Genomic DNA, 26629 nt, shown 5'->3' on the forward strand with positions numbered 1-26629 from the left:
TGCTCCCACCCACAGCGGGGCTTAGAGTCACGGCCAGTCACCGCGCCGCCGGGCGCGTCTACAGCACGACCTGCTCCACCCCAGTACGGCCCGGCGAGACACACGGCAGCCCAGCAGGGCCGCTGCGCCAGGGAGAGGATTTAATCGTGCGTCAGCGTTCTTTGGTCGTACTCACCTCCATGCTCACCACAGGAGCACTCGCACTGACCGCATGCGGCTCACGCGACGACAGCGGAGACAAGAGCGACAGTAAGACCGAGATCATCATCGGCGTCGACGCCCCGCTGACCGGCCAGAACTCCGCCACGGGCCTCGGCATCCAGGGCGGCGTCCAGATCGCCGTCGACGACGCCAACAAGAACAACACCGTCCCCGGCGTGACCTTCAAGGTCCAGGCGCTGGACGACAAGGCGATCCCGGCCCAGGGCCAGTCGAACGCCACCCAGCTCGTCAGCAACGCCAAGGTCCTCGGCGTCGTCGGCCCGCTGAACTCCGGCGTCGCCACCCAGATGCAGCAGGTCTTCGCCACCGCCAACCTGGTCCAGGTCTCGCCCTCCAACACGGCACCCGAGCTCACCCAGGGCAAGAACTGGCAGACGGCGAAGTCCCGCCCCTTCAAGACGTACTTCCGCACCGCCACCACCGACGCCCTCCAGGGCGGCTTCGCGGCCGAGTACGCGTACGGCACACTCAAGAAGCGCAACGTCTTCGTCGTCGACGACAAGCAGACCTACGGCGCCGGCCTCGCCAAGCTCTTCAAGGCCGGCTTCACCGGCTCCGGCGGCAAGGTCGCCGGCGAGGACCACGTCAACACCGGCGACACGGACTTCTCGGCCCTCGTCACCAAGATCAAGAACTCCAAGGCCGACCTCGTCTACTACGGCGGCCAGTACGACGAGTCCGAGAAGCTCACCAAGCAGCTCAAGGACGGCGGCGCCAAGATCCCGCTGTTCGGCGGTGACGGCATGTTCACCCCGACCTACATCGAGTCCGCCGGCGCGACCGCCGAAGGCGACCTCGTCACCTCCGTCGGCGCGCCCGTCGACTCCCTGCCCTCCGCCGCGGACTTCATCAAGAAGTACAAGGCCTCCGGCCTCAAGGGCGACTACGGCACCTACGGCGGCTACTCCTACGACGCCGCGACCGCCATCATCAAGGCGATCGGCAACGTCGTGAAGGACGGCAAGGTCCCGGACGACGCCCGCGCCCAGATCGTCAACGAGGTGCAGAAGACCAAGTTCGAGGGCATCGCCGGCCCCGTCGCCTTCGACGAGTACGGTGACACCACCAACAAGCAGCTCACCGTCTACCAGGTTGTCGACGGCAAGTGGAAGGCCGTCAAGAGCGGCACGTTCAACGGCTGATCCCCAGCGCCGCTTGGGCCTGTCGTCACATTCCCGCCCTCTGGGCGGACGACGCGAATGTGACGACAGGCCCACCACCCCCGGGCCGCGCGGCCACGACCACACGTCACCGCGCGGCCCGCTTCACGCCCTGCTCACTCCCCATCACCCACATGGAGGCCATGCGGTGAACACCCTGCCGCAGCAGCTGGCCAACGGGCTGTTCCTCGGCTCGATGTACGGGCTGATCGCCATCGGTTACACGATGGTGTACGGCATCGTCCAGCTCATCAACTTCGCCCATGGCGAGATCTTCATGACCGGCGGCTTCGGCGCACTCACGGTCTACCTCTTGTTCCCGGACAGCACCTCCATGTGGCTAGCCCTACCGGCCATGCTCATCGGCGGCGGACTCGTCTCCGTCCTCATCGCGGTCGGGGCAGAACGTTTCGCCTACCGACCACTACGCGGAGCGCCACGCCTCGCACCTCTCATCACCGCCATCGGCCTCTCCCTCGCCCTCCAGCAGGCCGTCTTCAACTGGTACCCCGACGCCAAGACCGACCGGAACTTCCCGCAGCTCGACTTCGGCCCCCTGCACATCGGCTCCGTCAGCGTCAGCAGCGGCTCCGTGTTCGTCATCGTCGCCGCCCCCCTCTGCATGGCGGCCCTCGCCCTCTTCGTCAACCTCTCCCGCACCGGCCGCGCCATGCAGGCCACCGCGCAGGACCCCGACACCGCCCAGCTCATGGGCATCGACACCAACCGCATCATCGTGATCGCCTTCGCCATCGGCGGATTCTTCGCCGCGGTCGCCGCGGTCGCGTACGGCCTGCGCTACGGCTCGGTCAAGTACGACATGGGCTTCCAGATGGGACTCAAGGCCTTCACCGCCGCCGTCCTCGGCGGCATCGGCAACATCTACGGCGCCATGATCGGCGGCCTCGTCCTCGGCCTCGCCGAAACCATGGCGACCTCCTACATCGACGGCATCCCCGGCATGCAGCAGCTCGGCGGCGGCGGCTGGGCATCCGTGTGGGCCTTCGTCCTCCTCATCCTCGTACTGCTGTTCAGGCCACAAGGCCTGGTCGGCGAACGCGTCGCGGACAGGGCGTGAGCACCATGGCAACCACCGACCGGACCACGGCCGCACCCGCCCCCCGCGGCCTCATCGCACTTCCCCAGAACACCGCACGCGCCCTCATCGCCATCGGCGCCGTCGGCACCATCGCCAGCACGTTCATGTCGTGGACCTACACAGCCGAATTCCCCGGGGACCTCACCTACTACGGCTCCCCGGCCGGACTCCAGATCCTCGCCCTCGTCGCCGGCGCACTCACCCTCCTGTACGCGCTCACCCTCTGGAACGTCCGCGGACTCAAGTGGCTCAACCCGGCAGGCGCCACCGCGCCCGTCGCCCTCGCCGCCGCCTCCGCGTTCGCCGTCAGCTGGTTCACCACCATCGCGATCGTCGTCGACCTCAAGGGCCTCGTCGCCCTCGACCCCGGCGCCTACGTCGTCGCGATCTCCTCACTGGTGGCACTCCTCGGCGCCCTCGCACTCCCCCAGCCCGGTGACACGGCCAAGAGCTACATCACCAAGCCCGAGAACATCCCCGCGGCGGCCGGCCTCCCCGGCTGGGTCGAACGCCTCGTCGTCACCGCCGCCACCGCCCTGGCCCTGCTCGTCTTCGCCTACGGCATCGGCGTCGACCCCGAGGCCAGCGAAACGTTCCTCGGCTACCTGCTGCTCCTGATCCTCGGCTCCTGGGCACTGCTCACCGCCGGCCTCTTCGACCGCATCTCGCAGCTCAACGCCCGCCACAAGGGCTTCGCCACCTCCATGGCGTTCCTCGCCGCGGCGCTCTTCCCCTTCGTCGAGAACGACGAACACAACTCCAACATCGGCGTCAACATCCTCGTCGTCGCCACCGTCGCCCTCGGCCTCAACATCGTCGTCGGCCTCACCGGACTCCTCGACCTCGGATACGTCGCCTTCCTCGGCGTCGGCGCCTACGCCGCGGCCCTGGTCTCCGGCTCCGAGTTCTCCCGGTTCTCCGGCGTCCAGTTCCCCTTCTGGGCCGCCATGCTCACCGGCATGCTCGCCTCGCTCGTCTTCGGCGTCCTCATCGGCGCCCCCACCCTGCGACTGCGCGGCGACTACCTCGCCATCGTCACCCTGGGCTTCGGAGAGATCTTCCGCATCACCGTCAACAACCTCGACGGCACCTCCGGCCCCAACATCACCAACGGCCCCAACGGCATCTCGATGATCCCCGACCTGGAGATCTTCGGCTTCAACTTCGGAACAGCCCACGACATCGGCTCGATCACCATCGGCCGATTCGCGAACTACTTCCTACTGATGCTGATCATCACCGCGATCGTCGTCGTCGTCTTCAACAGGGCAGCGGACTCCCGCATCGGTCGCTCCTGGATCGCCATCCGCGAGGACGAGACCGCCGCCACCGCCATGGGCATCAACGGCTTCCGCGTCAAGCTCATCGCCTTCGCGCTCGGTGCCTCCCTCGCCGGCCTCGCCGGCACGGTCAGCGCCCACGTCGGCTACAGCGTCAACCCCGCCCCCTACCAGTTCGCCGGCTCCGTCCCGCCGAACTCCGCCTTCCTGCTCGCCGCGGTCGTCCTCGGCGGCATGGGCACCGTCAACGGCCCCATCCTCGGCGCCACGCTCCTCTACCTCCTCCCCGAGAAGCTCGGCTTCCTCAAGGAGTACCAGCTCTTCGCGTTCGGCCTCGCCCTCGTGGTCCTCATGCGCTTCCGGCCCGAAGGCATCATCGCCAACCGGCGCCGCCAGCTCGAATTCCACGAGACAGGCCAACTCGACAAGCCCGAAACCGGCCTCCCCGACACCACCGTCGGCGTCACCAAGGCAGGGGCGTGACGAGCATGACCACCACCACGACCACCAGCCCCGTCCTCGAAGCCACCGGCGTCACCATGCGCTTCGGCGGCCTCACCGCCGTACGCAACGTCGACCTCACCGTCAACACCGGCGAGATCGTCGGCCTCATCGGCCCCAACGGCGCGGGCAAGACCACCTTCTTCAACTGCCTCACCGGCCTGTACGTACCCACCGAGGGCAGGGTCGCCTACAAGGGCAAGGTCCTCCCGCCCAAACCCCACCTCGTGACCAGCGCCGGCATCGCCCGCACCTTCCAGAACATCCGGCTCTTCGCCAACATGACCGTCCTGGAAAACGTCCTCGTAGGCCGCCACACCAGAACCAAGGAAGGCCTCTGGTCGGCCCTTCTGCGCGGTCCCGGCTTCCGCAAGGCCGAAGCCACCTCCCGCGAACGCGCCATGGAACTCCTCGAGTTCATCGGCCTCGCCCACAAGGCCGATCACCTCTCCCGCAACCTCCCCTACGGCGAACAGCGCAAGCTGGAGATCGCCCGGGCCATGGCCAGCGAACCCGGCCTCCTCCTCCTGGACGAGCCCACCGCCGGTATGAACCCCCAGGAGACGCGGGCCACCGAAGACCTCGTCTTCGCCATCCGCGACCGGGGCATGGCCGTCCTCGTCATCGAGCACGACATGCGCTTCATCTTCAATCTGAGCGACCGCGTCGCCTGTCTCGTCCAAGGTGAAAAGCTCGTCGAAGGCACCTCGGAAGTCGTCCAGAACGACGACCGCGTCATCGCCGCCTACCTCGGCACCCCCTTCGAAGGCGCCCCCGGCGCCGAAGAGATCGCCGAAGTCGAAGCCGCCGAAGCGCAGAGCACCACCAGCACGGAAGGACCCGCCCAGTGACCGCACTGCTGGAGGTCGAAGACCTCAAGGTCGCCTACGGCAAGATCGAAGCCGTCAAGGGCATCTCCTTCACCGTCGAAGCCGGCCAGATCGTCACCCTCATCGGCACCAACGGCGCCGGCAAGACCACCACCCTGCGCACCCTCTCCGGGCTCCTCAAGCCCAGCAGCGGCCGCGTCCTCTTCGACGGGAAGCCGATCACCGGCACCCCCGCCCACAAGATCGTCGCCCTCGGCCTCGCCCACTCACCCGAGGGACGCCACATCTTCCCCCGGCTGACGATCACCGAGAACCTCCAGCTCGGAGCGTTCCTGCGCTCCGACAAGGCAGGCATCGAGAAGGACATCCAGCGCGCCTACGACCTCTTCCCCATCCTGGGCGAACGCAGGAAGCAGGCAGCAGGCACCCTCTCGGGCGGCGAACAGCAGATGCTCGCCATGGGACGCGCCCTCATGTCCCAGCCCAAGCTGCTCATGCTCGACGAGCCCTCCATGGGCCTCTCGCCGATCATGATGCAGAAGATCATGGCCACCATCGCCGAACTCAAGGCCTCCGGTACGACCATCCTCCTCGTCGAGCAGAACGCCCAGGCGGCGCTCTCCCTCGCCGACCAGGGACACGTCATGGAGGTCGGCAACATCGTGCTCTCCGGCACCGGCCAGCACCTGCTGACCGACGACTCGGTCAGGAAGGCGTACCTGGGCGAGGACTGAGTCCGCCCCAGGACCACGAAGAGGCCCGCGCTCCCTTGTCAGGGGCGCGGGCCTCTTCCGCTGTACCGGGCCGGTCCGGCCCACGACTAACCCTTGGCGGCCTTCTTCTCCTCGGCGTCCGCGATGACCGCCTCCGCGACCTGCTGCATCGACATACGCCGGTCCATCGACGTCTTCTGGATCCACCGGAACGCGGCGGGCTCGGACAGGCCGTACTCCGTCTGCAGGACCGACTTCGCACGGTCGACGAGCTTGCGGGTCTCCAGCCTCAGAGTGAGATCCGCGATCTCCTTCTCCAGCGTCCGCATCTCGTTGAACCGCGACACCGCCATCTCGATCGCCGGCACGACATCGCTCTTGCTGAACGGCTTCACGAGATACGCCATGGCCCCGGCGTCCCTGGCCCGCTCGACGAGGTCGCGCTGCGAGAACGCGGTCAGCATCAGCACCGGCGCGATGGACTCCGCGGCGATCTTCTCGGCCGCCGAGATGCCGTCGAGCTTCGGCATCTTCACATCGAGGATGACGAGATCGGGGCGGTGCTCACGGGCAAGCTCCACGGCCTGCTCACCGTCACCGGCCTCACCGACGACGGTGTAGCCCTCCTCTTCGAGCATCTCCTTGAGATCGAGTCGGATGAGCGCCTCGTCCTCGGCAATGACGACACGGGTCGTCAGCGGAGGCACGTGCGACTTGTCGTCGTCGGGCGCGTCTGCGGGCTGGGGCGACTCGGGGGCGGTCACGGGGGCTCCTTGATCAGGGCGGGGTGCTGCTCCCAGCAGGGTACCTAGCTGCGGTAAGGTAGTCGGGCAGTGGGTCGAGGCAAACCTTCGATTCACTGGGCCCCGGTAGCCCAATTGGCAGCAGGCAATGGATTCAAAACCCATACAGTGTCGGTTCGAGTCCGACCCGGGGCACTTTTCCTTAGATTCTAAGGCTGACGCCTGGAAGCGGATGTTCCCGTTCTGGTGAACATCCGCTTTTTGCTGCGTGTCGTCGCGATCACCCCCACAGGCTGACTACATGTACGAGATTGGCACTCGCAAGCGAGCCCTGGTGCTGGTGAGTCAGGGACGCAGCCTGAACTCCGTCAGCAAGGAGACAGGGATATCCCGTGCCGCAATCCGCTCCTGGCAGACGCGAGTCGACCCATTGCCGCGTATGCAGGTGAGTCCGTGCGTCCGATGCCGGCCTGTCCCGAGCCATCCCGAAGACACGGCCGCCTATTCCTACCTTCTCGGGCTGTATCTCGGCGACGGCTGCATCAGCGCCCATCCACGCACGGGGCACTACTTGCGCATCGCGTGCGCGGACGCGTGGCCGGGTCTGATCGACGCGTGCGAAGCGGCCGTACAGACACTCAACCCGGGAAAGCGCGCGTACCGAGTCCAAGCCCAGGGCTACGTTTCCGTGGTCGGCTACAGCGCCCACTGGCCCTGCCTCTTCCCACAGCACGGGCCCGGCAAGAAGCACAAGCGCCGGATCGTTCTCGACAACTGGCAGCAGGCAATCGTCGACTCGCATCCATGGGAGTTCATCCGGGGACTCGTCCACTCCGACGGCTGCCGAATCACCAACTGGACCGAGAAGGTCATCGGAGGTGAACGAAAGCGGTACGAATACCCGCGCTACTTCTTCACGAATCTCTCGCCCGACATCAAGCAGCTCTACACCGACACCCTCGACAAGGTCGGCGTCGATTGGAAGCAGCCGAACGCCAAGAACATCTCCGTAGCCCGCAAAGCCTCCGTAGCCCTGATGGACGCCCACGTGGGCCCCAAGCACTGAACCGCGAGGGGCCCTCAGCCGACGCCTACTTGGGGCTGTCGTCCTCGCCGATGTGGTGGACCCGGACCAGGTTGGTGGAGCCCGAGACGCCGGGCGGGGAGCCGGCCGTGATCACGACCACGTCGCCCTTCTGGCAGCGGCCGTACTTCAGGAGCAGCTCGTCCACCTGGTCGACCATCGCGTCCGTGGAGTCGACGTGCGGGCCGAGGAACGTCTCCACGCCCCACGTCAGTGTCAGCTGGGAGCGGGTCGCGGGGTCCGGGGTGAAGGCCAGGAGAGGGATCGGGGACCTGTAGCGGGACAGGCGCTTCACCGTGTCGCCGGACTGGGTGAACGCGACCAGGAACTTCGCGCCGAGGAAGTCGCCCATCTCGGCCGCCGCCCGGGCCACCGCGCCGCCCTGGGTGCGGGGCTTGTTTCGGTCCGTGAGGGGCGGGAGGCCCTTGGCCAGGATGTCCTCCTCGGCCGCCTCCACGATCTTCGCCATCGTCCGGACCGTCTCGATGGCGTACTTGCCCACGCTGGTCTCGCCGGACAGCATCACCGCGTCCGTGCCGTCGATGACCGCGTTCGCGACGTCCGAGGCCTCGGCCCTGGTCGGGCGGGAGTTCTCGATCATCGAGTCGAGCATCTGGGTGGCGACGATGACCGGCTTGGCGTTGCGCTTCGCCAGTTTGATCGCGCGCTTCTGGACGATGGGGACCTGTTCGAGGGGCATCTCGACGCCGAGGTCGCCGCGGGCGACCATGATGCCGTCGAAGGCGGCGACGATGTCGTCGATCGCGTCGACGGCCTGGGGCTTCTCGACCTTGGCGATGACGGGGAGGCGGCGGTGTTCCTCGTCCATGATGCGGTGGACGTCGTCGATGTCGCGTCCGCTGCGGACGAAGGAGAGGGCGATGACGTCGAAGCCCGTGCGCAGCGCCCAGCGCAGGTCCGCTTCGTCCTTGTCGGAGAGGGCGGGGACGGAGACAGCCACGCCGGGGAGGTTGAGGCCCTTGTGGTCGGAGACGATTCCGCCTTCGACGACCTTGGTGTGGACGCGGGGTCCGTCGACGGTGGTGACTTCGAGGCAGACCTTGCCGTCGTCGACGAGGATGCGTTCGCCGGGGGTGACGTCGGCGGCGAGGCCCGCGTAGGTGGTGCCGCAGGTCTGGCGGTCGCCTTCGATTCCTTCCTCGACGGTGATGGTGAAGGTGTCGTCGCGTTCGAGGAGTACGGGGCCTTCGGTGAAGCGGCCGAGTCGGATCTTCGGGCCTTGAAGGTCGGCGAGGAGGCCGATGCTGCGGCCGGTTTCGTCGGCGGCCTTTCGGACGTGCTGGTATCGCACCTCGTGTTCGGCGTAGGTGCCGTGGCTGAGGTTGAAGCGGGCTACGTCCATTCCGGCGTCGACCAGTGCTTTGATCTGGTCGTAGGAGTCGGTGGCGGGGCCCAAGGTACAGACGATTTTTGCTCGGCGCATACTTCGAGCGTAGGCCTTACCGGTGGGTAGCGAATTGGCGGCGCATGACGACTCAACAACCGTTGTATGAAGGGTTGTTGACAACCGTTTATGTGTGCGCGCCATCGCTCCGATGAGCATTTGAGTGACCTGATCACAGCTGTGGGGGCGCCATGGTGAAGCGGGCGTTCACCTGTGCGTAGACCTGCTGGCGCTGGGGCTCCAGGTCGAGTGGTGCCGCCTCGTCCGCGACCTGGGCGCCGGCGAAGGCCGCGCGGCGTAGTGAGCGTGACTGGGCCTCGTATCCCATGGGCTGTGCGGCCTCGGCGCCCACGTCCGCCAGTTCCACGAGGGCCGCCAGTGTGGTGCCGAGGGCTTCGGCGTATTCGCGGGCTCGTTGTACCGCTTCTCGTACCGCTTGTCGGCGGGCGTCGCGGTGGGCCGGGGAGTCGGGGCGCAAGGCCCACCAGGGGCCGTCGACCGCGGTGAGGTCGAGGTCGGCGAGTTTGCTGGTCAGTTCGCCGAGGGCGGTGAAGTCGGTGAGTTCGGCGGTGAGGTGGACGCGGCCGTGGTAGGCGCGGACGCGTTCCCCGCGGCCGTGTTTGGTGAGTTCAGGGGCGATGGAGAAGGCGCCTGTTTCGAGGCGTTCGACGGCGTCGCCGTACGATTTCACCAGGTCGAGAACGGTGGCGTTGCGGCGGGTGAGGTCGTCCAGCGCTGAGCGGCGGTCGGTGCCTCGTGCTCCGACCGTGATGCCGATGCGGGCGATCTCGGGGTCGACTTCGAGGTGGGCTTCGCCTCGGACGGCGATGCGGGGGGCGTCGGGGGTGCCGTAGGGGACGGCGGTCGGGGTGGTGGGGTGCTCCGGGGTGGAGGTCATACGTCCCACTCTGTCAGCCGTAGGGCGGTTGCGGATGGTGTTCCGGTGTCTGCCGGTCACCAGATCGAAACCTTCGGGGACTGTTGCGGCCGGTCGTGCTCGGGTCAGAATCTACGCGCGTCGTTGACCATTCCCCGAGGAGCCCGAAACATGCCGTTGAACCGCCGGAAGTTCCTGACGAAGTCCGCTGTGACCGGGGCGGGGGTGGCGCTGACCAGTGCTGTCGTGGCTCCGGCGGCGCAGGCCGCGGAGGCGAGGAAGCCCGTGAAGCCGGTGAAGCGGTACTCCCTGACCGTGATGGGGACGACCGACCTGCACGGTCACATCTTCAACTGGGACTACTTCAAGAACGCGGAGTACTCCGACGCGAAGGGCAACGCGCAGGGGCTGGCCCGTATCTCGACGCTGGTGGAGCAGGTCCGCAGGGAGAAGGGGCGTTGCAACACGCTGCTGCTCGACGCGGGCGACACGATTCAGGGCACTCCGCTGACGTACTACTACGCGAAGGTCGACCCGATCACCGCCAAGGGTGGTCCGGTGCACCCCATGGCGCAGGCGATGAACGCGATCGGGTACGACGCGGTGGCGCTCGGCAACCACGAGTTCAACTACGGCATCGAGACGTTGCGCAAGTTCGAGTCGCAGTGCCGCTTCCCGCTGCTGGGTGCGAACGCGCTGGACGCGAAGACGTTGAAGCCCGCCTTCCCTCCGTACTTCATGAAGACCTTCCGCGTGAAGGGTGCTCCGCCGGTCAAGGTGGCGGTGCTGGGGCTGACGAACCCGGGTATCGCGATCTGGGACAAGGCGTATGTGCAGGGGAAGCTGACGTTCCCGGGTCTGGAGGAGCAGGCGGCGAAGTGGGTGCCGAAGCTGCGTTCGATGGGCGCGGATGTTGTTGTGGTGTCGGCGCACTCGGGGTCTTCGGGTACGTCTTCGTACGGTGACCAGTTGCCGTACGTCGAGAACTCGGCGGCGCTGGTGGCGCAGCAGGTGCCGGGTATCGACGCGATTCTGGTGGGGCACGCGCACACGGAGATCGCCGAGCTGAAGGTCACCAACACGGCGACCGGCAAGACCGTGATCCTGTCGGAGCCGCTGGCGTACGCGGAGCGGCTGTCGCTGTTCGACATCGAGTTGGTGTTCGAGAAGGGCAAGTGGGCCGTCGAGTCGGTGGCGGCGACCGTACGCGACTCGAAGACGGTCGCGGACGACCCGAGGATCACCAAGCTGCTGAAGGACGAGCACGACGTGGTCGTGGCGTACGTCAATCAGGTGGTCGGTACGGCGACCGCCACGCTGACGACGGTGGAGGCGCGGTACAAGGACGCGCCGATCATCGATCTGATCACCAAGGTCCAGGAGGACGTGGTGAAGGCGGCCCTGGCGGGGACGTCGTACGCCTCGCTGCCGGTGATCGCACAGGCGTCGCCGTTCTCGCGGACCTCGGAGATCCCGGCGGGCGAGGTGACGATCCGGGATCTGTCGAGCCTGTACGTGTACGACAACACGCTGGTCGCGAAGTTGCTGACGGGTGCGCAGGTGCGGGCGTACCTGGAGTACTCGGCGCAGTACTTCGTACAGACGGCGGCGGGCGCGGTGGTCGACGTCGACAAGTTGACGAACGCGGCGAACCGGCCGGACTACAACTACGACTACGTGTCGGGGCTGACGTACGACATCGACATCGCGCAGGCGGCGGGTTCGCGGATCAAGAACCTGGCCTGGAACGGTGCGGCGCTGGATGACGCGCAGCAGTTCGTGTTCGCGGTGAACAACTACCGTGCCAATGGTGGTGGGGCGTTCCCGCATGTGGCGTCGGCGCCGGAGTTGTGGTCGGAGTCGACGGAGATCCGGACGCGGATCTCCGAGTGGGTGACGGCGAAGGGTGTGCTGGATCCGAAGGAGTTCGCTTCGGTGGACTGGAAGTTGACGCGCGACGGTACGCCGGTGTTCTAGATTCCGTCGACGAGGGGGGTCAGCACTTGGTGCTGGCCCTTTTCGCGTTTGTCCCGCTCCTGGCTCTGGCGGGGGGTCGGGACCGTGGGCAGTGGTTGGTCGAGGCCGAAGGTGGTGAAGGCGGTTCTGGTGGGCTGGGGGTAGGGGGTTTCACCGGTGAGGGAGTTGAGGATGGCGGCGCTGCGCCAGGCGACGAGTCCGAGGTCGGGGGTGCCGACGCCGTGGGTGTGGAGTTCGGCGTTCTGGACGTAGACGTGGCTGCCGGAGCCGGTGATGGCGGGGTCGAGGTCGAGTCTGAACTGTTCGTCGATGCGGGGGCGTTCGGAGTTGTCGCGGCGGAGGTAGGGGTCGAGGCCGGCGAGGATGCGGTCGAGGGGGCGGTCGCGGTAGCCGGTGGCGAGGACGACGGCGTCGGTGGTGAGGCGGGAGCGGGTGCCCTGCTGGGTGTGTTCGAGGTGGAGTTCGACTCTGGTGGTGGCGACGCGGCCTGCGGTGCGGACGTGGACGCCGGGTGTGAGGACGGCTTCGGGCCAGCCCCCGTGGAGGGTGCGGTGGTAGAGCTCGTCGTGGATGGCGGCGATGGTGTCGGCGCCGATGCCTTTGTGGAGTTGCCATTGGGCGGCGACGAGGCGGTCTCGTACGGGTTCGGCGAGGGCGTGGAAGTAGCGGGTGTGGTCGGGGGTGAAGTGTTCGAGGCCGAGTTTGGAGTACTCCATGGGGGCGAAGGCCTCGGTGCGTCCCAGCCAGTGGATTTTGTCGCGTCCGGCGGGGCGGTGGCGCAGGAGGTCGAGGAAGATCTCGGCGCCGGTCTGTCCTGAGCCGATGACGGTGACGTGTTCGGCGGTGAGGAGCCGGTCGCGGTGGGCGAGGTAGTCGGCCGCGTGCAGGACGGGGACGGTGGGGGCTTCGACGAGGGGTTTGAGGGGTTCGGGGATGTAGGGCTCGCTGCCGATGCCCAGGACGACGTTCTTGGTGTAGGTCCGGCCGAGGGCCTCGGCCTCTCCGTCGGCGTCGAGTTGGGTGAAGTCGACTTCGAAGACGTCGCGTTCGGGGTTCCAGCGGACGGCGTCGACCTGGTGTCCGAAGTGGAGTCGGGGCAGGTTCTCGCTGACCCAGCGGCAGTAGGCGTCGTATTCGGCGCGTCGGATGTGGAAGCGCTCGGCGAAGTAGAACGGGAAGAGCCGGTCGCGGCTCTTGAGGTAGTTGAGGAAGGACCAGGGGCTGGTGGGGTCGGCGAGGGTCACCAGGTCGGCGAGGAAGGGGACTTGGACGGTCGCGCCGTCGAGGAGGAGTCCGGGGTGCCAGTCGAAGCGGGGGTGCTGTTCGTAGAAGACGGTGTCGAGGCCGGTGAGGGGGTGGGCGAGCGCGGCGAGGGAGAGGTTGCAGGGGCCGATGCCGATGCCGACGAGGTCGTGGGGGGTGTCGGGGGTGGGGGTGGTGGCGGGGTTGTCGGTGGGTGTGGGAGGTACGGGAGGTGTGGGGGGTGTCATCAGGGGGTGTTTCCTTCCACCAGCTTCAGAAGTGCGGCCAGGTCGTCGGGCCGCGTGTGGGGGTTGAGGAGGGTGGCCTTGAGCCAGAGGTGGCCGTCGAGGTGGGCGCGGCCGAGGACGGCGCGTCCGTCGTGGAGGAGTTTTCGGCGTACGGCGGCGACGGTGTCGTCCGATGCGCCGGCGGGCCGGAAGAGGACGGTGCTGATGGTGGGCGTGTCGTGGAGTTCGAAGCCGGGGTGGGTGTCGACGAGTCGGGCGAACTCCTGGGCGTGCGCGCAGACCTGGTCGACGAGGGCGCCGAGGCCTTCGCGGCCGAGGGTTTTGAGGGTGACGGCGATCTTGAGGATGTCGGGGCGTCGGGTGGTGCGCGGGGAGCGGCCGAGGAGGTCGGGGAGGCCTGCTTCGGTGTCGTCGTCGGCGTTGAGGTAGTCGGCGCGGTGGGTGAGTGCCGTCAGGTCGTGGGGGTTCTTGACGGTGAGGAGGCCTGCGGCGACGGGTTGCCAGCCGAGTTTGTGCAGGTCGAGGGTGACGGTGTCGGCGTGTTCGAGGCCGGTCAGTTTGGTGCGGTGGCGCCCGCTGAAGAGGAGTCCGCCGCCGTAGGCGGCGTCGATGTGGAGCCGGGCGCCGTGGGCGGCGCAGAGGGCGGCGATCTGGGGCAGTGGGTCGATGAGTCCGGCGTCGGTGGTTCCGGCGGTGGCGGCGACGAGGACCGAGCCGCGGGGGCCTGGCAGTTCGGTGAGTGCCTCGTCGAGGGCGGCCGGGTCGAGGGTGCCGGCGGGGGCGGGGACGGTGACGGGTTCGGGGAGTCCGAGGAGCCAGGCGGCGCGGGGCAGGGAGTGGTGGGCGTTGGCTCCGTGGAGGAGGCGAACGCCGGGGTGTGCCTCGCGGGCGAGGAGCAGGGCGAGTTGGTTGGACTCGGTGCCGCCGGTGGTGACGAGGGCGTCCGCGGCGCCGGTCTCGGCGGCGAGGGCGCGTGTGACGAGGGTTTCCAGCTCGGAGGCGGCCGGGGCCTGGTCCCAGGAGTCGAGGGACGGGTTGAGGGCGCTGGCGGCGAGGTCGGCGGCGACGGCGACGGCGAGCGGTGGGCAGTGCAGATGGGCGGCGCAGTGGGGGTGTGCGGGGTCGGCGGCGCCTTCGGCGAGGGCGCGTACGACGTCGTAGAGAGCGTTGTCGTCGCCCTTGTCGGGCAGTACGTCGCCTACGGCGTCGCGGACCCGTCTGGCGACGGTCGCCGGCCCGCCGGCCGGGAGGGGGCCGCCACGCGCGTGTCCGCCGTCCGCGAGGGCGCCGAGGACCGTGTCGAGCAACGGCCGTAGGGCGTCGGGGCCTTCGGCGCCGGAGGCGAGGGGCGGCGTACGCATGGTGGTCCTCCCGGGGCGCGTGGCTGGGGAGTTCCAGCTTGGACGGGACGGGGGCGACGCGCCCGGGAAGACCAACGATCGGAACCCGAAAGGGGGTACGGGGCTTGCTGTGGGGAGGGTGTGTGGGGCAGGGGGTGTCCCCGGGGCCCCACACGTGCTCCTGAGCTCCTACGCGTCACCCGTACGCGGTATCGACCCCGCGTACCCGTTCCGGGCCCCGTGGGGGCGTTACGCCCGTTCCTGTGCCCCTTCCCGTACGCGCAGTGCGCGGCCCAGGTCGTCGAGCTGGTCGACGAGTTTGCGGCGCAGGCCCGGTATCGGGGCGTCGTCGCGCAGGCACTTCTCGCCTAGGCGGAGGGTGTCGGAGGTGACGGAGTGGGCCGGGAAGGCCCAGCGGCCGGCGGCGTCGGCCATGGCGGGGCCGCGGCGGGCGGCGACGGCGACGGCGTCGGTCCAGTACCGCTTGACGTACTCCTCGGTGAGGTCGGTCTGTTCGGGTTGCCAGAAGCCCTGGGCGGTGGCGACGAAGAGGTAGTTGGAGAGGTCGTCCGAGGTGAACATCTGTTCCCAGGCCCGGAGTTTGGTCTCGGGGTCGGGCAGGGCGGCCCGGCAGCGGGCGGCGCCTTCCTGGCCGGAGGCGCTGGGGTCGCGGGCGAGTTCGGCGTCGATGGCCGTCTCGTCGGTGGCGCCGAGTACCGCGAGCCGGGCCAGGACGCGCCAGCGCAGTTCGGGGTCGAGTTCGGGACCGCCGGGGACGGTGCCGTCGGCGAGCCAGGCGGCGATGGTGTCGGGGTGGGCGGCGACGTCGATGAAGTGGCGTACGGCGATGAGGCGCAGGCCGGGGTGGTCGCCGTCCTCGGTGCGGCGGATGAGGTCGCGGCACAGGGCGGCGAGGGCGGCGAGCGCGGCGGGGCGTTCCTGCGAGGGCAGGTAGCGGTCGGCGACGACGGTCGAGGCGAAGGTGAGGACGCCTTGGACGAGGGCGAGGTCCGTTTCGCGCGGGAGGTGGGCGCGGACGGTCTCCAGGTACTCGGCGGGCGGGAGTTGGCCGTCGCGGACGGCGTCGCGCAGGGCGTTCCAGACGACCGCGCGGGTGAGCGGGTCGGGGAGGCCGGAGAGGGCGGTGCGGACGGTCTTGAAGGACTCGGGGTCGAAGCGGACCTTGGCGTACGTCAGGTCGCCGTCGTTGACGAGGAGGAGGGCGGGGCGCTTGCCGATGGGCTGGGGGGCGTCCTGGGGGACGTCGACGTCGAGGCGCTCGCGCAGGGCGAGGGTGCCGTCGCCGGCGACGTCGTGGTCGTAGAGGCCCACGGCGACGCGGTGGGGGCGGCTGCCGTCGTGGCGGACGCTGAGGGTGCAGACGCCGGCGTCGCCGTTGGTGAGGCGGGGGGTGAGGGTGTCGACGCCGGTGGTGCGCAGCCAGGCGTCCGCCCACGCGTGGACGTCGCGTTCGGTGGCGGCGGCGAGGGAGTCGATGAAGTCGGCGAGGGTGGCGTTGCCGAACTTGTGCCGGGCGAAGTGGGTGTTGATGCCGGCGAGGAAGTCCTTCTCGCCGAGCCAGGCGACGAGTTGGCGAAGGGCGGAGGCGCCCTTGGCGTAGGAGATGCCGTCGAAGTTGACGAGGGCGGCGGCGGTGTCGTCGACGGCCTCGGGGGCGACGGGGTGGGTGGAGGGGCGCTGGTCGGCGTCGTAGCCCCAGGCCTTGCGGGAGACGCCGAAGTCGGTCCAGGTGTCGGTGTAGCGGGTGGCTTCGGTGAGGGTCTGGTAGCCCATGTACTCGGCGAAGGACTCGTTCAGCCAGATGTCGTCCCACCATTGGAGGGTGACGAGGTCGCCGAACCACATGTGGGCCATCTCGTGGGCGATGACCATGGCGCGGGTCTGGCGTTCGGTGTCGGTGACGGCGGAGCGGTAGACGAACTCGTCCCGGAAGGTGACGAGGCCGGGGTTCTCCATGGCGCCGAAGTTGAACTCGGGGACGAACGCCTGGTCGTAGGAGTCGAAGGGGTAGGGCTCCTCGAACTTCTCGTGGTAGCGGTCGTAGCACGCGCGCGTGATGGCGAGGAGTTCGTCGGCGTCGCTCTCGAGATGGGGGGCGAGGGAGCGGCGGCAGTGGAGGCCGAACGGGAGGCCGCGGTGTTCGCTGCGGACGGAGTGCCAGGGACCGGCGGCGACGGCGACGAGGTAGGTGGAGATGCGGGGGGTGGGGGCGGCCTGCCAGAGGCCGTCGGCGGTTTCGGTGGTGATGCCGTTGGCGAGGACGGTCCAGCCCTCGGGGGCGCGCACGGTGAACTCGAAGACGGCCTTGAGGTCGGGCTGGTTGAAGTTGGCGAAGACGGCTGCCGCGTCCTCCAGGGACATCTGGGTGTAGAGGTAGGTCTCGTCGTCGACGGGGTCGGTGAAGCGGTGCATGCCTTCGCCGGTGCGGGAGTAGCGCATCGCGGCGTCCACGCGCAGTTCGTGCTCGCCCTCGGCGAGGCCCGTCAGGGGCAGTCGGCCGTCGCGGAGGCCGCTGGTGTCCAGGGGGTGGCCGTCGAGGGTGGCGGAGCGCAGCTCGGCGGGCCTGACCTCGACGAACGTGTCCGCGCCGCTGTGGCCCGCCGTCACCGCGAAGCGGATCACGGTACGGGAGTCGAAGGTGTCGTCCCCGGTGGTGAGGTCGAGTTCGACCGTGTACCGGTGGACGTCCAGGAGGGTGGCACGGGCTTGCGCTTCGTCGCGCGTCAGTACGGACATGGAGGACATGCTGCCTGATGCCGCTGACAGGGCACAGGGGCGGATCGGTACACGGCCTTTGTCCGTGCGCGCGCCCCTGCCTCAGGTCCGGCCTGTGGGGCCGTTTGCGAGGCCCGGGCGCTGCCTGGTACGTCATGGTCCTTGACGCGGGCGCGCGGTTTCCGCACCTCCTCTTCGAGGGCCAGGTGGCGGCGGTGGGACAACCAGCGGGCGCCCGCGACGCTGACGCGCAGTGCTCGTCAGCTGCGCAGCATGCCCCTGCGGGTGCCCGGCTGTCCCGCCCCGGGGGTCAGTTCACCGGTGGTTTCCCGCCGTGGAGGGCGTCGTCGGCGATGCGCTCGTGGTGTCTGATCACCTCGGCGATGATGAAGTTGAGGAGTTTCTCGGCGAACGCGGGGTCGAGGTTGGCGCTTTCGGCCAGGCGGCGCAGGCGGTCGATCTGCTGGGCCTCGCGGTTCGGGTCGGCGGCCGGCAGCTGGTGTGCGGCTTTGAGGTGGCCGACCTGCTGGGTGCACTTGAAGCGCTCGGCGAGCATGTGGACGACGGCGGCGTCGATGTTGTCGATGCTCTCGCGCAGCCGGCCCAGTTCCGCGCGGATCGCGGGGTCGACTTCACGGTTGTTGCTGGTGGTCATGGGCGTCCACATTACGTGGCGCGGTCCGGGGGCCTTGTGGGGGCGTCGGGGTTTCGCGGGGTGGGTGGGACCGGCGGGATCCCGGCGTTACCCGGTGTACGGGTGTTCGATCGTCGGGGGGGGCGGCGGAGTCGGGCACCCGGTCGCTCCAGCCGCCGGGAACCGTGCGTCCCTGCTGGGCGCGGAAGTGGACGGGGGCCATGCCGACGCGGCGGGTGAAGAGGCGGGAGAAGTAGGCGGGGTCGTCGTAGCCGACGCGGCGGGCGACGGCGGCGACGGGCAGTGCGGTGGCGGCGAGGAGTTCCTTGGCGCGGCCGAGGCGGATGCCCAGGATGTAGTCCTTGGGGCTGCATCCGGCGCCGCGTCGTACCGCGGTGCGCAGTTCCGCGGGGGTCATGCCGTGCCGGGCGGCGTGTTCGGCGACGGTCAGGGGGCGGCAGGCGTCACGGGCGAGGGCGGCGAGGACCTGGTCGCCGTCGGGGGCGAGATCGGCGCGGGTACGGCGCAGGGCGACGAGCAGCTCGTGGACGGCGGCGGCCGTCTCGACCTCCAGGATGGGGTTGTCGCGGCGTGCGGCGCGGGCCATGCGCCCGATCACCGCCCGGGCGGGCCCGGCGTCGGTGAGGGGCACGAGGGGCCGCTCCGGCTCGATGTAGCCGAGTTCGGCGTACGTGGCGGTCGCGGGCCCGGTGAAGTCGACGAACGCCTCGTCCCAGCCGGTGTCGGGGTCGGGTCCGTAGTGGTGGGCGGTGCCGGGGGTGAGCCAGATCAGGGTGGGCGCGGTGACGGGCCGGCGGTGTCCGTCGGCGCCCTGGAACCAGCCCCGGCCGCTGCTCACGACGACGGCCACGTGGTGGTCGAGGACGCGCGGACCGACGGTGGGCAGGGCGCCGTGCTGGAGGCCGACGCCGAGGCAGACGAGGCCGAGCCGGTGGTGGGCGGGCGCGGGGCTGAAGAAGCGCATCCAGGTGCGGTACATCCGCGTTCCTCCCGCCTGTGCCGTGATCGTCCTTCCCGGCCGACGATCGAGAGCCGTCGAGAACCCGGTCCGACTGGCGCTGACGCTGATCTTCGTCCATGGACGCTGTCCGCCGCCAGACGTGAGTCCGGACGTGAGGGTGGGGCACGCGAGCGGCTCGTCGGCGGCTCGCAGTACGTGCCTGGGCCGCTGCCGCGCGGGAGGGCGTGAACGAGGTGTGGGCGCTGGAGCTGGACGGAGCCGCACGGCCGGTCCCCGTCCCGGGGCAGCCGGGCAGTCGGGCAGTCGGGCAGTCGGGCAGTGAGTGACCTGCGCGTACCGGTGCTGACGCCCTCGCACGCGCGCGTGCCCGTGATTCCGGCGAGGCCGTGCGGCCCCGCCGGAGTCGGGGCCCTACAGCGCGGACGCCGCCCGGGCTATGTCCTTCGCGAACGTGGACACCTGGGAGTAGACGCCGGGTACGCCCGGCCGCGCGCAGCCGTCGCCCCAGCTGACGATGCCGACCTGGATCCAGGCGCCGGTGTCGTCCTTGCGGAACATGGGCCCGCCCGAGTCGCCCTGGCAGGTGTCGACGCCGCCTTCAAGGTTGCCCGCGCACAGTTCGTCGCCGGGCACGAGCCGCTTGCCGTAGTGCAGCTTGCAGCCGGCGTCGCTGACGTAGGGGACGGTGGCCTTCAGGAGCTTGGTCGTGCCGGTGCCGGCGTTCTCCGAGGTGTCGCCCCAGCCCGCGATGGTGAACGTGCCGCGGTTGTACCGGGTGGTCGTGGCGATCTTCAGAGTGGGCTTGTTGATCGGCCGGGCGAGCTTGATGAGCGCCCAGTCCTTTCCGTTGCCGTCGTAACCCGGCGCCTGGCGGACCTTGGTCGACTTGACCTTGATCGCCCCCGAGGCGTTCAGGTCTGCGACCCCGGCGGTGACGGTGATGCCGGTGTTGGCGCCGGAGCCGTCCACGCAGTGGGCGGCGGTCAGGACGACGTCCTTCTTGTAGAGCGCGCCGCCGCAGCCCATCGAGAGGTGCACCAGCCACGGGAACTCGCTCTGCGCGGCGGGCGTTCCTCCTACGACGGGCGCGGGCGCGGCCTGTGCGGCGAGCGGCTGGAGGCTCGCGATCGTGAGGGCCGCGGCACCGACCGCCGCGGCTCGCTTGACCAGGGAGAAACCTCTTCCGACCGACGAGGTGTGGGTCAACGTACGTCCTTTCGTGAGGGTGACGACAAAGAACGCAAGTATGAAGATCGGGGCGGTGTGAAACAAGGGTGGATCTCACGTGCCCACGGCGGAACCGGACGGCAGGAAATCCGCTCTTACCGACAGCTCCCCGGCACGTGGTGTGGAAGAGAGTTCAGGGCGTCTTGGGGGTACGGACGTGGCGAACGGCGGACCGGTCGAGCACGGCTACCCACACCTGGAGACGGTGCGGGCCGCGATCAACGCGCTCTACAAGAGGCTGTCGTACGACACCGTCCGGACCTTCGCGACCAGTGTGGCCCCGGTCGACGTGGCCTTCTGCGACACCGACGACCTGCATCTGGGCGCGCAGCGTGTGGCCCGCGAGATGGTGCGCCACTACCGGCTCCCGGACGCACGCATGATCGTCGGCTTCCGCGAGATGACCCACGCGGCGAACGTCGAACTGGCGGCGGGACCCGAGTACTTCATCGAGCTGAACGACCGTTTCCGCACCCATCGCAGGGACATCGGCGCGGCCCTCGCGCACGAGGTGATGCACGTCTATCTGCACCGACTCGACCTGTCCTTCCCCGGGACGCGCGACAACGAGATCCTCACGGACACGGCGGCGGCGTATCTGGGCGCGGGCTGGCTGCTCCTCGACGCGTTCCGCGAGGACGCGACCTCCTCGCAGAAGCTCGGCTATCTCACACCGGAGGAGTTCGGGTACGTCCTGGCCAAGCGGGCGCTGGTCTTCGACGAGGACCCGGCGATCTGGTTCACCAGCCCGCAGGCGTACACGGCGTACAGGGCGGGCTTGGAGCTGGCCCGCCGCGACGCGCGCCAGCCCCCGCTGACGGCGGCGGGCTGGGCGGGCCGCCGCCGCTACGCACGCGACCGCCGCCACGCCCAGGACGATCACGCGCCGGACGCGTCGCGGCCGACCGGTGTCCCGTACAGCTTCGCTCCGGGCTCCCCCGATTCCTCCGGCTCGTCCACCTCCCGCGGCGACCACGGCGGACACGACAGCCGTGGTCCGCTGCTGCGGGTCTCGTTCCCCTGCCCGACCTGCCACCAGCGCATCAGGGTGCCGGTACGGGGGCGGGTGCGGGCACGGTGCGGGGTGTGCCGGACGGTGCTGGAGTGTGACACCTGACGGCGGGGAGGCGTGGGGCATTTCACCCCGAAACCCTTTGCCTCACCGGCCCTTCGGGAGCGAAGGTCGGAAGGTATGAGCGGCCAGGAACCTCCGATCGGCAGCGAGCGTGATCTCTTCACCGCGGTGTACGGGGGTGACGAGGACGCGGTCGTACGGCTGCTGCGCCTCGGGGTGAGCCCGGAGGCGGTGGACGAGGACGGGCAGACCGCCCTGTACGTGGCCGCCGTGAGCGACGCGCCCGGCATCGTACGACTGCTGCTGTCCGCCGGTGCCGTGCCCGACCGGCTGAGCGCGGGCTCGGACCTTCCGCTGTGCGGGGCGGCCTGCGGCGGGCACACCGAGGTCGTTCGGGCACTGCTGGCTTCGGGCGCCGCGCCCGACGCGGTGGAGGCGTTCGGTTTCACGGCCCTGCACTGGGCCCTGCGCTGCGGTCACGCGACGGTGTCCGTGGCTCTGCTGGCAGCGGGCGCCGACCCGGACCGCCCCGGCCCCACCGGCGAGCCCCCGCTGGTCACGGCCGCCCGCCGGGGCTCGCCCGCCTGTGTACGGTCGCTGCTGGCGCACGGTGCCGGTTCGAGGGCGCAGGCGCTGACGGAGGCCCGCCGGTGGACGCGGCTGGACGTGGCGTCGGAGCTGCGGGCGGGGCTGGGGCGTGCGCATGGCTTCGGCGGGGAGTACGTGACGCGGCGATGGGCGGAGGGGGTGGCCGTGGAGCTGGTGCGGGACGGAAACGTGGTGGCCGGCGCTGATCAGGGAACCGGGCACGCGGAGATCGTGACGGTGTTGGAGGAGGTGTTGGGGGTGGGGTGAGGTGGGGGTGGCCCCTTCAGGGCCGGGACGGGGGTATGAACCACGTCCTCATCCCCCACCCCTGTTCGCCGTGGCCGCGTCGAGGAACGCCGGTCGTTCTCCGCCGCCGTGCATCAGCAGACTCGCCCCGCTGATGTACGCCGCGTCGTCGGAGGCGAGGAACACCGCGGCGGCGCCGATGTCGGACGGGTCGGCCAGGCGGCCCGCCGGTACCGTGCGGGCGACCGCGTCGAGGCCGTCGCTGCCGCCGTAGTGCAGATGGGACAGCTCGGTGCGGACCATGCCGACGACGAGGGTGTTGACCCGTACGTCGGGGGCCCACTCCACGGCCATCGAGCGGGCGAGGTGCTCCAGCCCCGCCTTCGCGGCGCCGTACGCGGCGGTCCCGGGCGAGGGGCGGCTCCCGCTGACGCTGCCGATCATCACGACGGATCCCCGGGCCCGTTTCAGGTGCTCGTACGCGGCGAGGGAGACGGTGAGCGGTGTGATCAGGTTCAGCTCGACGACCCGGGCATGCCGCTCGATGTCAGCCTCGCCCAGCGGCCGATAAGGACTGCCCCCCACGTTGTTGACGAGGACGTCCAGGCGGGGCAGACCACCGACGAAGTCGAACACGGCAGTCCGGTCCCGCAGGTCGACGGCCCTGAACTCCACGCCGGGCACGGGGACTTCAGGCGGTCGGCGAGCGCAGACCAGCACCTCCGCACCCGCCTCGACGAGGGCTCGGGCGATACCCGCGCCGACTCCGCGGGTGCCGCCGGTGACAAGGGCGACCCGCCCGCGCAGACGACCACTCACGGTGTCCTTCCATACGCCGTCTCCGGTGCCGCCCCCAGTGCCGCCTCCGGCACCATCTCCCGCGCCACCCCCGGCAACGTCTCCTGTGCCGTTCACCGTCCTGTCCCCCGGGCTGTTCAAAGCCGTTCGATGATCGTGACGTTCGCCTGTCCCCCGCCCTCGCACATCGTCTGGAGGCCGAACCGCCCGCCCGTACGCTCCAGTTCGTGCAGCAGTGTCGTCATCAGCTTGACGCCGGTCGCGCCGAGGGGATGACCGAGGGCTATCGCGCCGCCATTGACGTTGACCCTGGCCGGATCGGCGCCCGTCTCCTTCAGCCAGGCCAGGACGACCGGGGCGAAGGCCTCGTTGATCTCGACGAGGGCGATGTCGTCGATGGACAGGCCGGTCTTCTTGAGGGCGTGAGCGGTGGCCGGGATCGGCGCCGTCAGCATCCGGATCGGGTCCTCGCCCCGTACGGACAGGTGGTGGATGCGGGCCCGGGGCCGCAGCCCGTGTTCGCGAACCGCCCGCTCGGAGGCGATCAGCATCGCGGCGGCGCCGTCGGACACCTGGGAGGAGACCGCGGCGGTGATGGTGCCGCCGTCGATGACGGGCTTCAGGCCGGCCATCTTCGCCAGCGAGGTGTCCCGACGCGGGCCCTCGTCGACCGTCACCGTCTCGTAGGCCACGGTCTCGCGGGCGAACCGCCCCTCGTCGATGGCTCGCACCGCCCGCTCGTGCGAACGCAGCGCGTACTCCTCCTGGTCCTGCCTGCTGATGCCCCACTTGGCGGCGATCATCTCGGCGCCGGCGAACTGGTTCACCGGTCGTTCCCCGTACCGCGCCCGCCAGCCCGAGCTGCCCGCGAAGGGGCCCTCGGTGAGCCCCAGGGGCAGAGCCGCCTGGCGGGAGGCGAAGGCGATCGGGATCAGCGACATGTTCTGGACGCCGCCCGCGACGACCAGGTCCTGGGTGCCGGACAGCACCGCCTGCGCGGCGAAGTGCACGGCCTGCTGGGAGGAACCGCACTGGCGGTCGACGGTCACTCCCGGCACCTCCTCGGGCAGTCCGGCGGCCAGCCAGGAGGTACGGGCGATGTCACCGGCCTGCGGCCCCACCGTGTCCAGGCACCCGAAGACGACGTCCTCCACGGCGGCCGGGTCCACCCCGGACCGCGTCATGAGCGCCGACAGCGCGTGCGCGCCCAGGTCCGCCGGATGGACACCGCTCAGACCACCTCCGCGCCGCCCGACGGGCGTCCGAACCGCTTCGACGATGTAGGCCTCGGCCATGGCAACTCCCTCACAGGAAAGGGCTGTTCACATAGGGCTGTTCACATTCGGCTACTCACGTACCGCGATCCCGTCCAGCACCATCGACAGATACTGGCGGGCGATCTCCTCCGGGCTGTGCTGTCCGCCTGGCCGGTACCAGGACGCGGCGACCCACACGGTGTCGCGCACGAAGCGGTAGGTGAGGCGGATGTCGAGGTCCGCGCGGAAGACGTCGGCGGCGACTCCGCGTTCCAGCGTGGACAGCCATGCCTTCTCGAACCTGCGCTGCGAGTCGGCGAGGAACGCGAACCGCTCCTGCGCGACGAGTTGTCTGGACTCCTTCTGGTAGATCGCGACGGCGGCGCGGTGCCGGTCGATCTCCCGGAACGACTCGGTGACCAGCGCCTCCAGTGTTTCGCGCGGCCCGGACTCGGCGTCGAGGACGGTGTCGTACCCGGCCCACAGCTCGTCGAGGAACGTGCGCAGGATCTCCTCCAGCATCGATTCCTTGGAGTCGAAGTGGTAGTAGAGGCTGCCCGCGAGCATGCCGGCGTGGTCCGCGATCTTGCGTACGGTGGTGGCGTTGTAGCCCTGTTCGGCGAACACCTCGGCGGCGGTGTCGAGGAGTTCGCGGCGGCGGGCCGGCGCGGCGGTCACCTGGAGCTTCTTCTTCGTAGGAGGCACGGTTCCATTGTTGGTCCTAGGGGTGCTGGCTGCTGACGGAGACGACCTCTCCGGTCAGGTACGAGGAGTAGCCGGACGCCAGGAACACGATCACGTTGGCCACCTCCCAGGGCTCCGCGTACCGCCCGAAGGCCTCACGGGCCGTCAGTTCGGCCAGCAGTTCGGGGGTGGTCACTTTCACGAGGTGGGGATGCATGGCGAGGCTCGGTGACACCGCGTTGACCCGGACCCCGTACTCCGCGGCCTCGATCGCCGCGCTCCGGGTCAACGCCATCACGCCCGCCTTCGCGGCGGCGTAGTGCGCCTGCCCGGCCTGGGCCCGCCAGCCGACGACGGACGCGTTGTTGACGATCACACCTCCGGACCCGCTCTCGCGAAAGGCCCGCAACGCGGCCCGTACGCACCGGAACGTGCCTCCCAGCGTCACGTCCAGCACCTTCGACCACTGTTCGTCCGTCATGTCGACGAGGGTCGAAGTACCTCCGAGCCCGGCGTTGTTGACGACTATGTCGAGGCGTCCGTGCACGCGCACGGCCGTCTCGAAGAGGGCCCGCACCTGACGTTCGTCGGTGACGTCGCAGGGCAGCGAGTCGACGCCCTCGAACTCCCCGGCCAGCTCCCCCTCGTACTCCTTGAGCCGCCGGGCGTGCGCGTCGCTGATCAGCACGCGCGCGCCCTCTTCCAGGAAGCGGCGCGCGGTGGCCCCGCCGATCCCCGCGCCCGCGGCCGCCGTGATGACGGCGGTGCGGCCCTTCAGCAGCCCGTGTCCGGCCACGTACGCCGGACTGTCGACGTCTCCCATGGACCCACAGTACCTACCAAACACTTGTTAGGGAAGAGGGGTCGGTTCAGGGAAGAGAGTCCGTACGCGTCTCAGCCGACGATTCCCTCGGCCCGGGCGGCGACCAGCCACTTCGGGAACTCGCCCACCAGCCGGTCGTACAACTCGTCGTCGGACACGGTGCGCGGGTCCGAACCGGCGTGGAAGAACCCGGCGTTGTCGACGACCCGCCGCTGCGGCACCGCCAGTTCGTCGAGCTTGCGCAGGAAGTCGAACTGTTTGCTGCCGGCGTCCCCGAAGCCGATGAACTGCCAGAACAGCGGCAGCCGCGCCGACTTGCACACGTACCTTTCGGCGGCGACCTTGTTGATCGGGCCACCGTCGGTCTGGAAGACGACGAGCGCGGGGACGGTCGATCCGCTGTCGAGGTAGTGGTCGATGACGGCGTCCATGGCGAGGTGATAGCTGGTCTTGCCCATGTGCCCGAGCCCGGCCACGATCCGGTCGACGCTCCCCGCGTGATCGTCGAGCGCGATACCCGTGACGGCGTCGACGTCGGTGGAGAAGAAGACCACGGGAACCGTCCCGTCGTCGTCGAAGTGGGCGGCCAGCCCCAGCACCCGGTCGGCGAGCGCCTGCACGCTGCCGTCCTGGTAGTACGGCTTCATCGAGCCGGAGTGGTCGACCACCAGATACACAGCGACCCTCTCGCCGCCGAGCCCGTGCCGGTCCACGGCCGCCCCGGCGCTCTTGTAGAGGCTGACCAGCGCGGGAGCGCTCTTCTCCACCTTGGTGAGACTGATCGCGGCCACGCGTGGCTCCTTACCGGAATGTGCCGTACTGACGCAAATGATGAGAGTACGTCACCCGGACGAGCGAG

Annotated in this window: 23 protein-coding genes and 1 tRNA gene; 10 read left to right on the plus strand and 14 right to left on the minus strand. The window is 69.4% G+C overall.

Features of this window, described 5'->3' with window-relative positions:
• Positions 1–146 precede the first annotated feature (146 nt).
• From PV734_RS32785 to PV734_RS32805, 5 genes are all read left to right on the plus strand, one after another.
• Positions 147–1364 carry a branched-chain amino acid ABC transporter substrate-binding protein gene (locus PV734_RS32785; protein ID WP_319093646.1) on the plus strand — a complete coding sequence of 406 codons (1218 nt, stop codon included), beginning with the start codon at positions 147–149 and terminating at the stop codon, positions 1362–1364.
• A 166-nt stretch (positions 1365–1530) separates the two neighbouring features.
• Positions 1531–2460: a branched-chain amino acid ABC transporter permease gene (locus PV734_RS32790; protein WP_319093644.1), complete on the plus strand. Its 930-nt coding sequence runs from the start codon at positions 1531–1533 to the stop codon at positions 2458–2460.
• A gap of 5 nt (positions 2461–2465) precedes the next feature.
• Positions 2466–4244, plus strand: a complete 1779-nt coding sequence (locus PV734_RS32795; RefSeq protein WP_319293376.1) for an ABC transporter permease subunit — start codon at positions 2466–2468, stop codon at positions 4242–4244.
• On the plus strand, positions 4241–5113 hold the full coding sequence (locus PV734_RS32800; protein ID WP_319093643.1) for an ABC transporter ATP-binding protein: 873 nt from the start codon (positions 4241–4243) through the stop codon (positions 5111–5113). Before PV734_RS32795 ends, PV734_RS32800 begins: the two co-directional genes overlap by 4 nt.
• Positions 5110–5826, plus strand: coding sequence for an ABC transporter ATP-binding protein (locus tag PV734_RS32805; protein ID WP_319093642.1), 717 nt, complete (start codon positions 5110–5112; stop codon positions 5824–5826). The genes PV734_RS32800 and PV734_RS32805 overlap by 4 nt, the downstream gene beginning before the upstream one ends.
• An 86-nt stretch (positions 5827–5912) precedes the next feature.
• On the opposite strand, the gene PV734_RS32810 is transcribed toward PV734_RS32805, so the two are convergent.
• Positions 5913–6569 (minus strand): ANTAR domain-containing response regulator, encoded by a 657-nt coding sequence (locus PV734_RS32810; protein ID WP_319093641.1) that lies wholly within the window; start codon positions 6567–6569, stop codon positions 5913–5915.
• Positions 6570–6668: 99 nt separating this feature from the next.
• On the opposite strand from PV734_RS32810, the gene PV734_RS32815 reads away from it, so the two are divergent.
• Positions 6669–6743 (plus strand) — tRNA-Leu (locus PV734_RS32815).
• A gap of 106 nt (positions 6744–6849) precedes the next feature.
• The gene (locus PV734_RS32820; protein WP_319293298.1) at positions 6850–7614 is read left to right on the plus strand and encodes a transcriptional regulator; all 765 of its coding nucleotides are present in this window, start codon (positions 6850–6852) and stop codon (positions 7612–7614) included.
• Between the two features lie 25 nt (positions 7615–7639).
• Here PV734_RS32820 and pyk read toward each other — a convergent pair whose 3' ends face one another.
• Positions 7640–9076, minus strand: coding sequence for a pyruvate kinase (gene pyk / locus PV734_RS32825; protein WP_319093639.1), 1437 nt, complete (start codon positions 9074–9076; stop codon positions 7640–7642).
• A 133-nt stretch (positions 9077–9209) separates the two neighbouring features.
• The gene (locus PV734_RS32830) at positions 9210–9935 is read right to left on the minus strand and encodes an SIMPL domain-containing protein (protein WP_319093638.1); all 726 of its coding nucleotides are present in this window, start codon (positions 9933–9935) and stop codon (positions 9210–9212) included.
• Between the two features lie 150 nt (positions 9936–10085).
• On the opposite strand from PV734_RS32830, the gene PV734_RS32835 reads away from it, so the two are divergent.
• The gene (locus PV734_RS32835) at positions 10086–11891 is read left to right on the plus strand and encodes a bifunctional metallophosphatase/5'-nucleotidase (protein ID WP_319093637.1); all 1806 of its coding nucleotides are present in this window, start codon (positions 10086–10088) and stop codon (positions 11889–11891) included.
• On the opposite strand, the gene PV734_RS32840 is transcribed toward PV734_RS32835, so the two are convergent.
• The 6 genes from PV734_RS32840 to PV734_RS32865 form a co-directional block, all read right to left on the minus strand.
• Entirely contained in the window at positions 11888–13381 is a 1494-nt protein-coding gene (locus PV734_RS32840) for a lysine N(6)-hydroxylase/L-ornithine N(5)-oxygenase family protein (RefSeq protein WP_319093636.1), read from the minus strand. The genes PV734_RS32835 and PV734_RS32840 overlap by 4 nt on opposite strands.
• The gene (locus PV734_RS32845) at positions 13381–14742 is read right to left on the minus strand and encodes a pyridoxal phosphate-dependent decarboxylase family protein (RefSeq protein WP_319093635.1); all 1362 of its coding nucleotides are present in this window, start codon (positions 14740–14742) and stop codon (positions 13381–13383) included. The genes PV734_RS32840 and PV734_RS32845 overlap by 1 nt, the downstream gene beginning before the upstream one ends.
• Positions 14743–14970: 228 nt before the next feature.
• Positions 14971–17478 (minus strand): aminopeptidase N, encoded by a 2508-nt coding sequence (gene pepN / locus PV734_RS32850; RefSeq protein ID WP_319093634.1) that lies wholly within the window; start codon positions 17476–17478, stop codon positions 14971–14973.
• A gap of 289 nt (positions 17479–17767) precedes the next feature.
• Positions 17768–18112: a chorismate mutase gene (locus PV734_RS32855; RefSeq protein WP_319293301.1), complete on the minus strand. Its 345-nt coding sequence runs from the start codon at positions 18110–18112 to the stop codon at positions 17768–17770.
• Entirely contained in the window at positions 18090–19091 is a 1002-nt protein-coding gene (locus PV734_RS32860; RefSeq protein ID WP_319293303.1) for an AraC family transcriptional regulator, read from the minus strand. The genes PV734_RS32855 and PV734_RS32860 overlap by 23 nt, the downstream gene beginning before the upstream one ends.
• Positions 19092–19484: 393 nt before the next feature.
• Entirely contained in the window at positions 19485–20279 is a 795-nt protein-coding gene (locus tag PV734_RS32865) for a serine protease (RefSeq protein WP_319093631.1), read from the minus strand.
• 178 nt (positions 20280–20457) lie between these two features.
• Between PV734_RS32865 and PV734_RS32870 the strand changes: the two genes are divergently transcribed.
• Positions 20458–21417 carry a hypothetical protein gene (locus tag PV734_RS32870; protein WP_319093630.1) on the plus strand — a complete coding sequence of 320 codons (960 nt, stop codon included), beginning with the start codon at positions 20458–20460 and terminating at the stop codon, positions 21415–21417.
• A 75-nt stretch (positions 21418–21492) separates the two neighbouring features.
• On the plus strand, positions 21493–22230 hold the full coding sequence (locus PV734_RS32875) for an ankyrin repeat domain-containing protein (RefSeq protein ID WP_319093629.1): 738 nt from the start codon (positions 21493–21495) through the stop codon (positions 22228–22230).
• A gap of 48 nt (positions 22231–22278) precedes the next feature.
• On the opposite strand, the gene PV734_RS32880 is transcribed toward PV734_RS32875, so the two are convergent.
• The 5 genes from PV734_RS32880 to PV734_RS32900 form a co-directional block, all read right to left on the minus strand.
• Positions 22279–23028 (minus strand): SDR family oxidoreductase, encoded by a 750-nt coding sequence (locus tag PV734_RS32880; protein WP_319198788.1) that lies wholly within the window; start codon positions 23026–23028, stop codon positions 22279–22281.
• 116 nt (positions 23029–23144) lie between these two features.
• Positions 23145–24302, minus strand: a complete 1158-nt coding sequence (locus tag PV734_RS32885; RefSeq protein WP_319293306.1) for an acetyl-CoA C-acetyltransferase — start codon at positions 24300–24302, stop codon at positions 23145–23147.
• A gap of 51 nt (positions 24303–24353) precedes the next feature.
• Positions 24354–24968 (minus strand): TetR/AcrR family transcriptional regulator, encoded by a 615-nt coding sequence (locus PV734_RS32890; RefSeq protein WP_319093626.1) that lies wholly within the window; start codon positions 24966–24968, stop codon positions 24354–24356.
• A gap of 16 nt (positions 24969–24984) precedes the next feature.
• Entirely contained in the window at positions 24985–25770 is a 786-nt protein-coding gene (locus PV734_RS32895; RefSeq protein WP_319093625.1) for an SDR family oxidoreductase, read from the minus strand.
• 71 nt (positions 25771–25841) lie between these two features.
• Entirely contained in the window at positions 25842–26561 is a 720-nt protein-coding gene (locus tag PV734_RS32900) for a VWA domain-containing protein (protein WP_319293308.1), read from the minus strand.
• Positions 26562–26629 lie beyond the last annotated feature (68 nt).

This window comes from Streptomyces sp. AK08-02, from assembly GCF_033795085.1.
In the GTDB taxonomy this organism is placed as follows: Bacteria; Actinomycetota; Actinomycetes; order Streptomycetales; family Streptomycetaceae; genus Streptomyces; species Streptomyces echiniscabiei.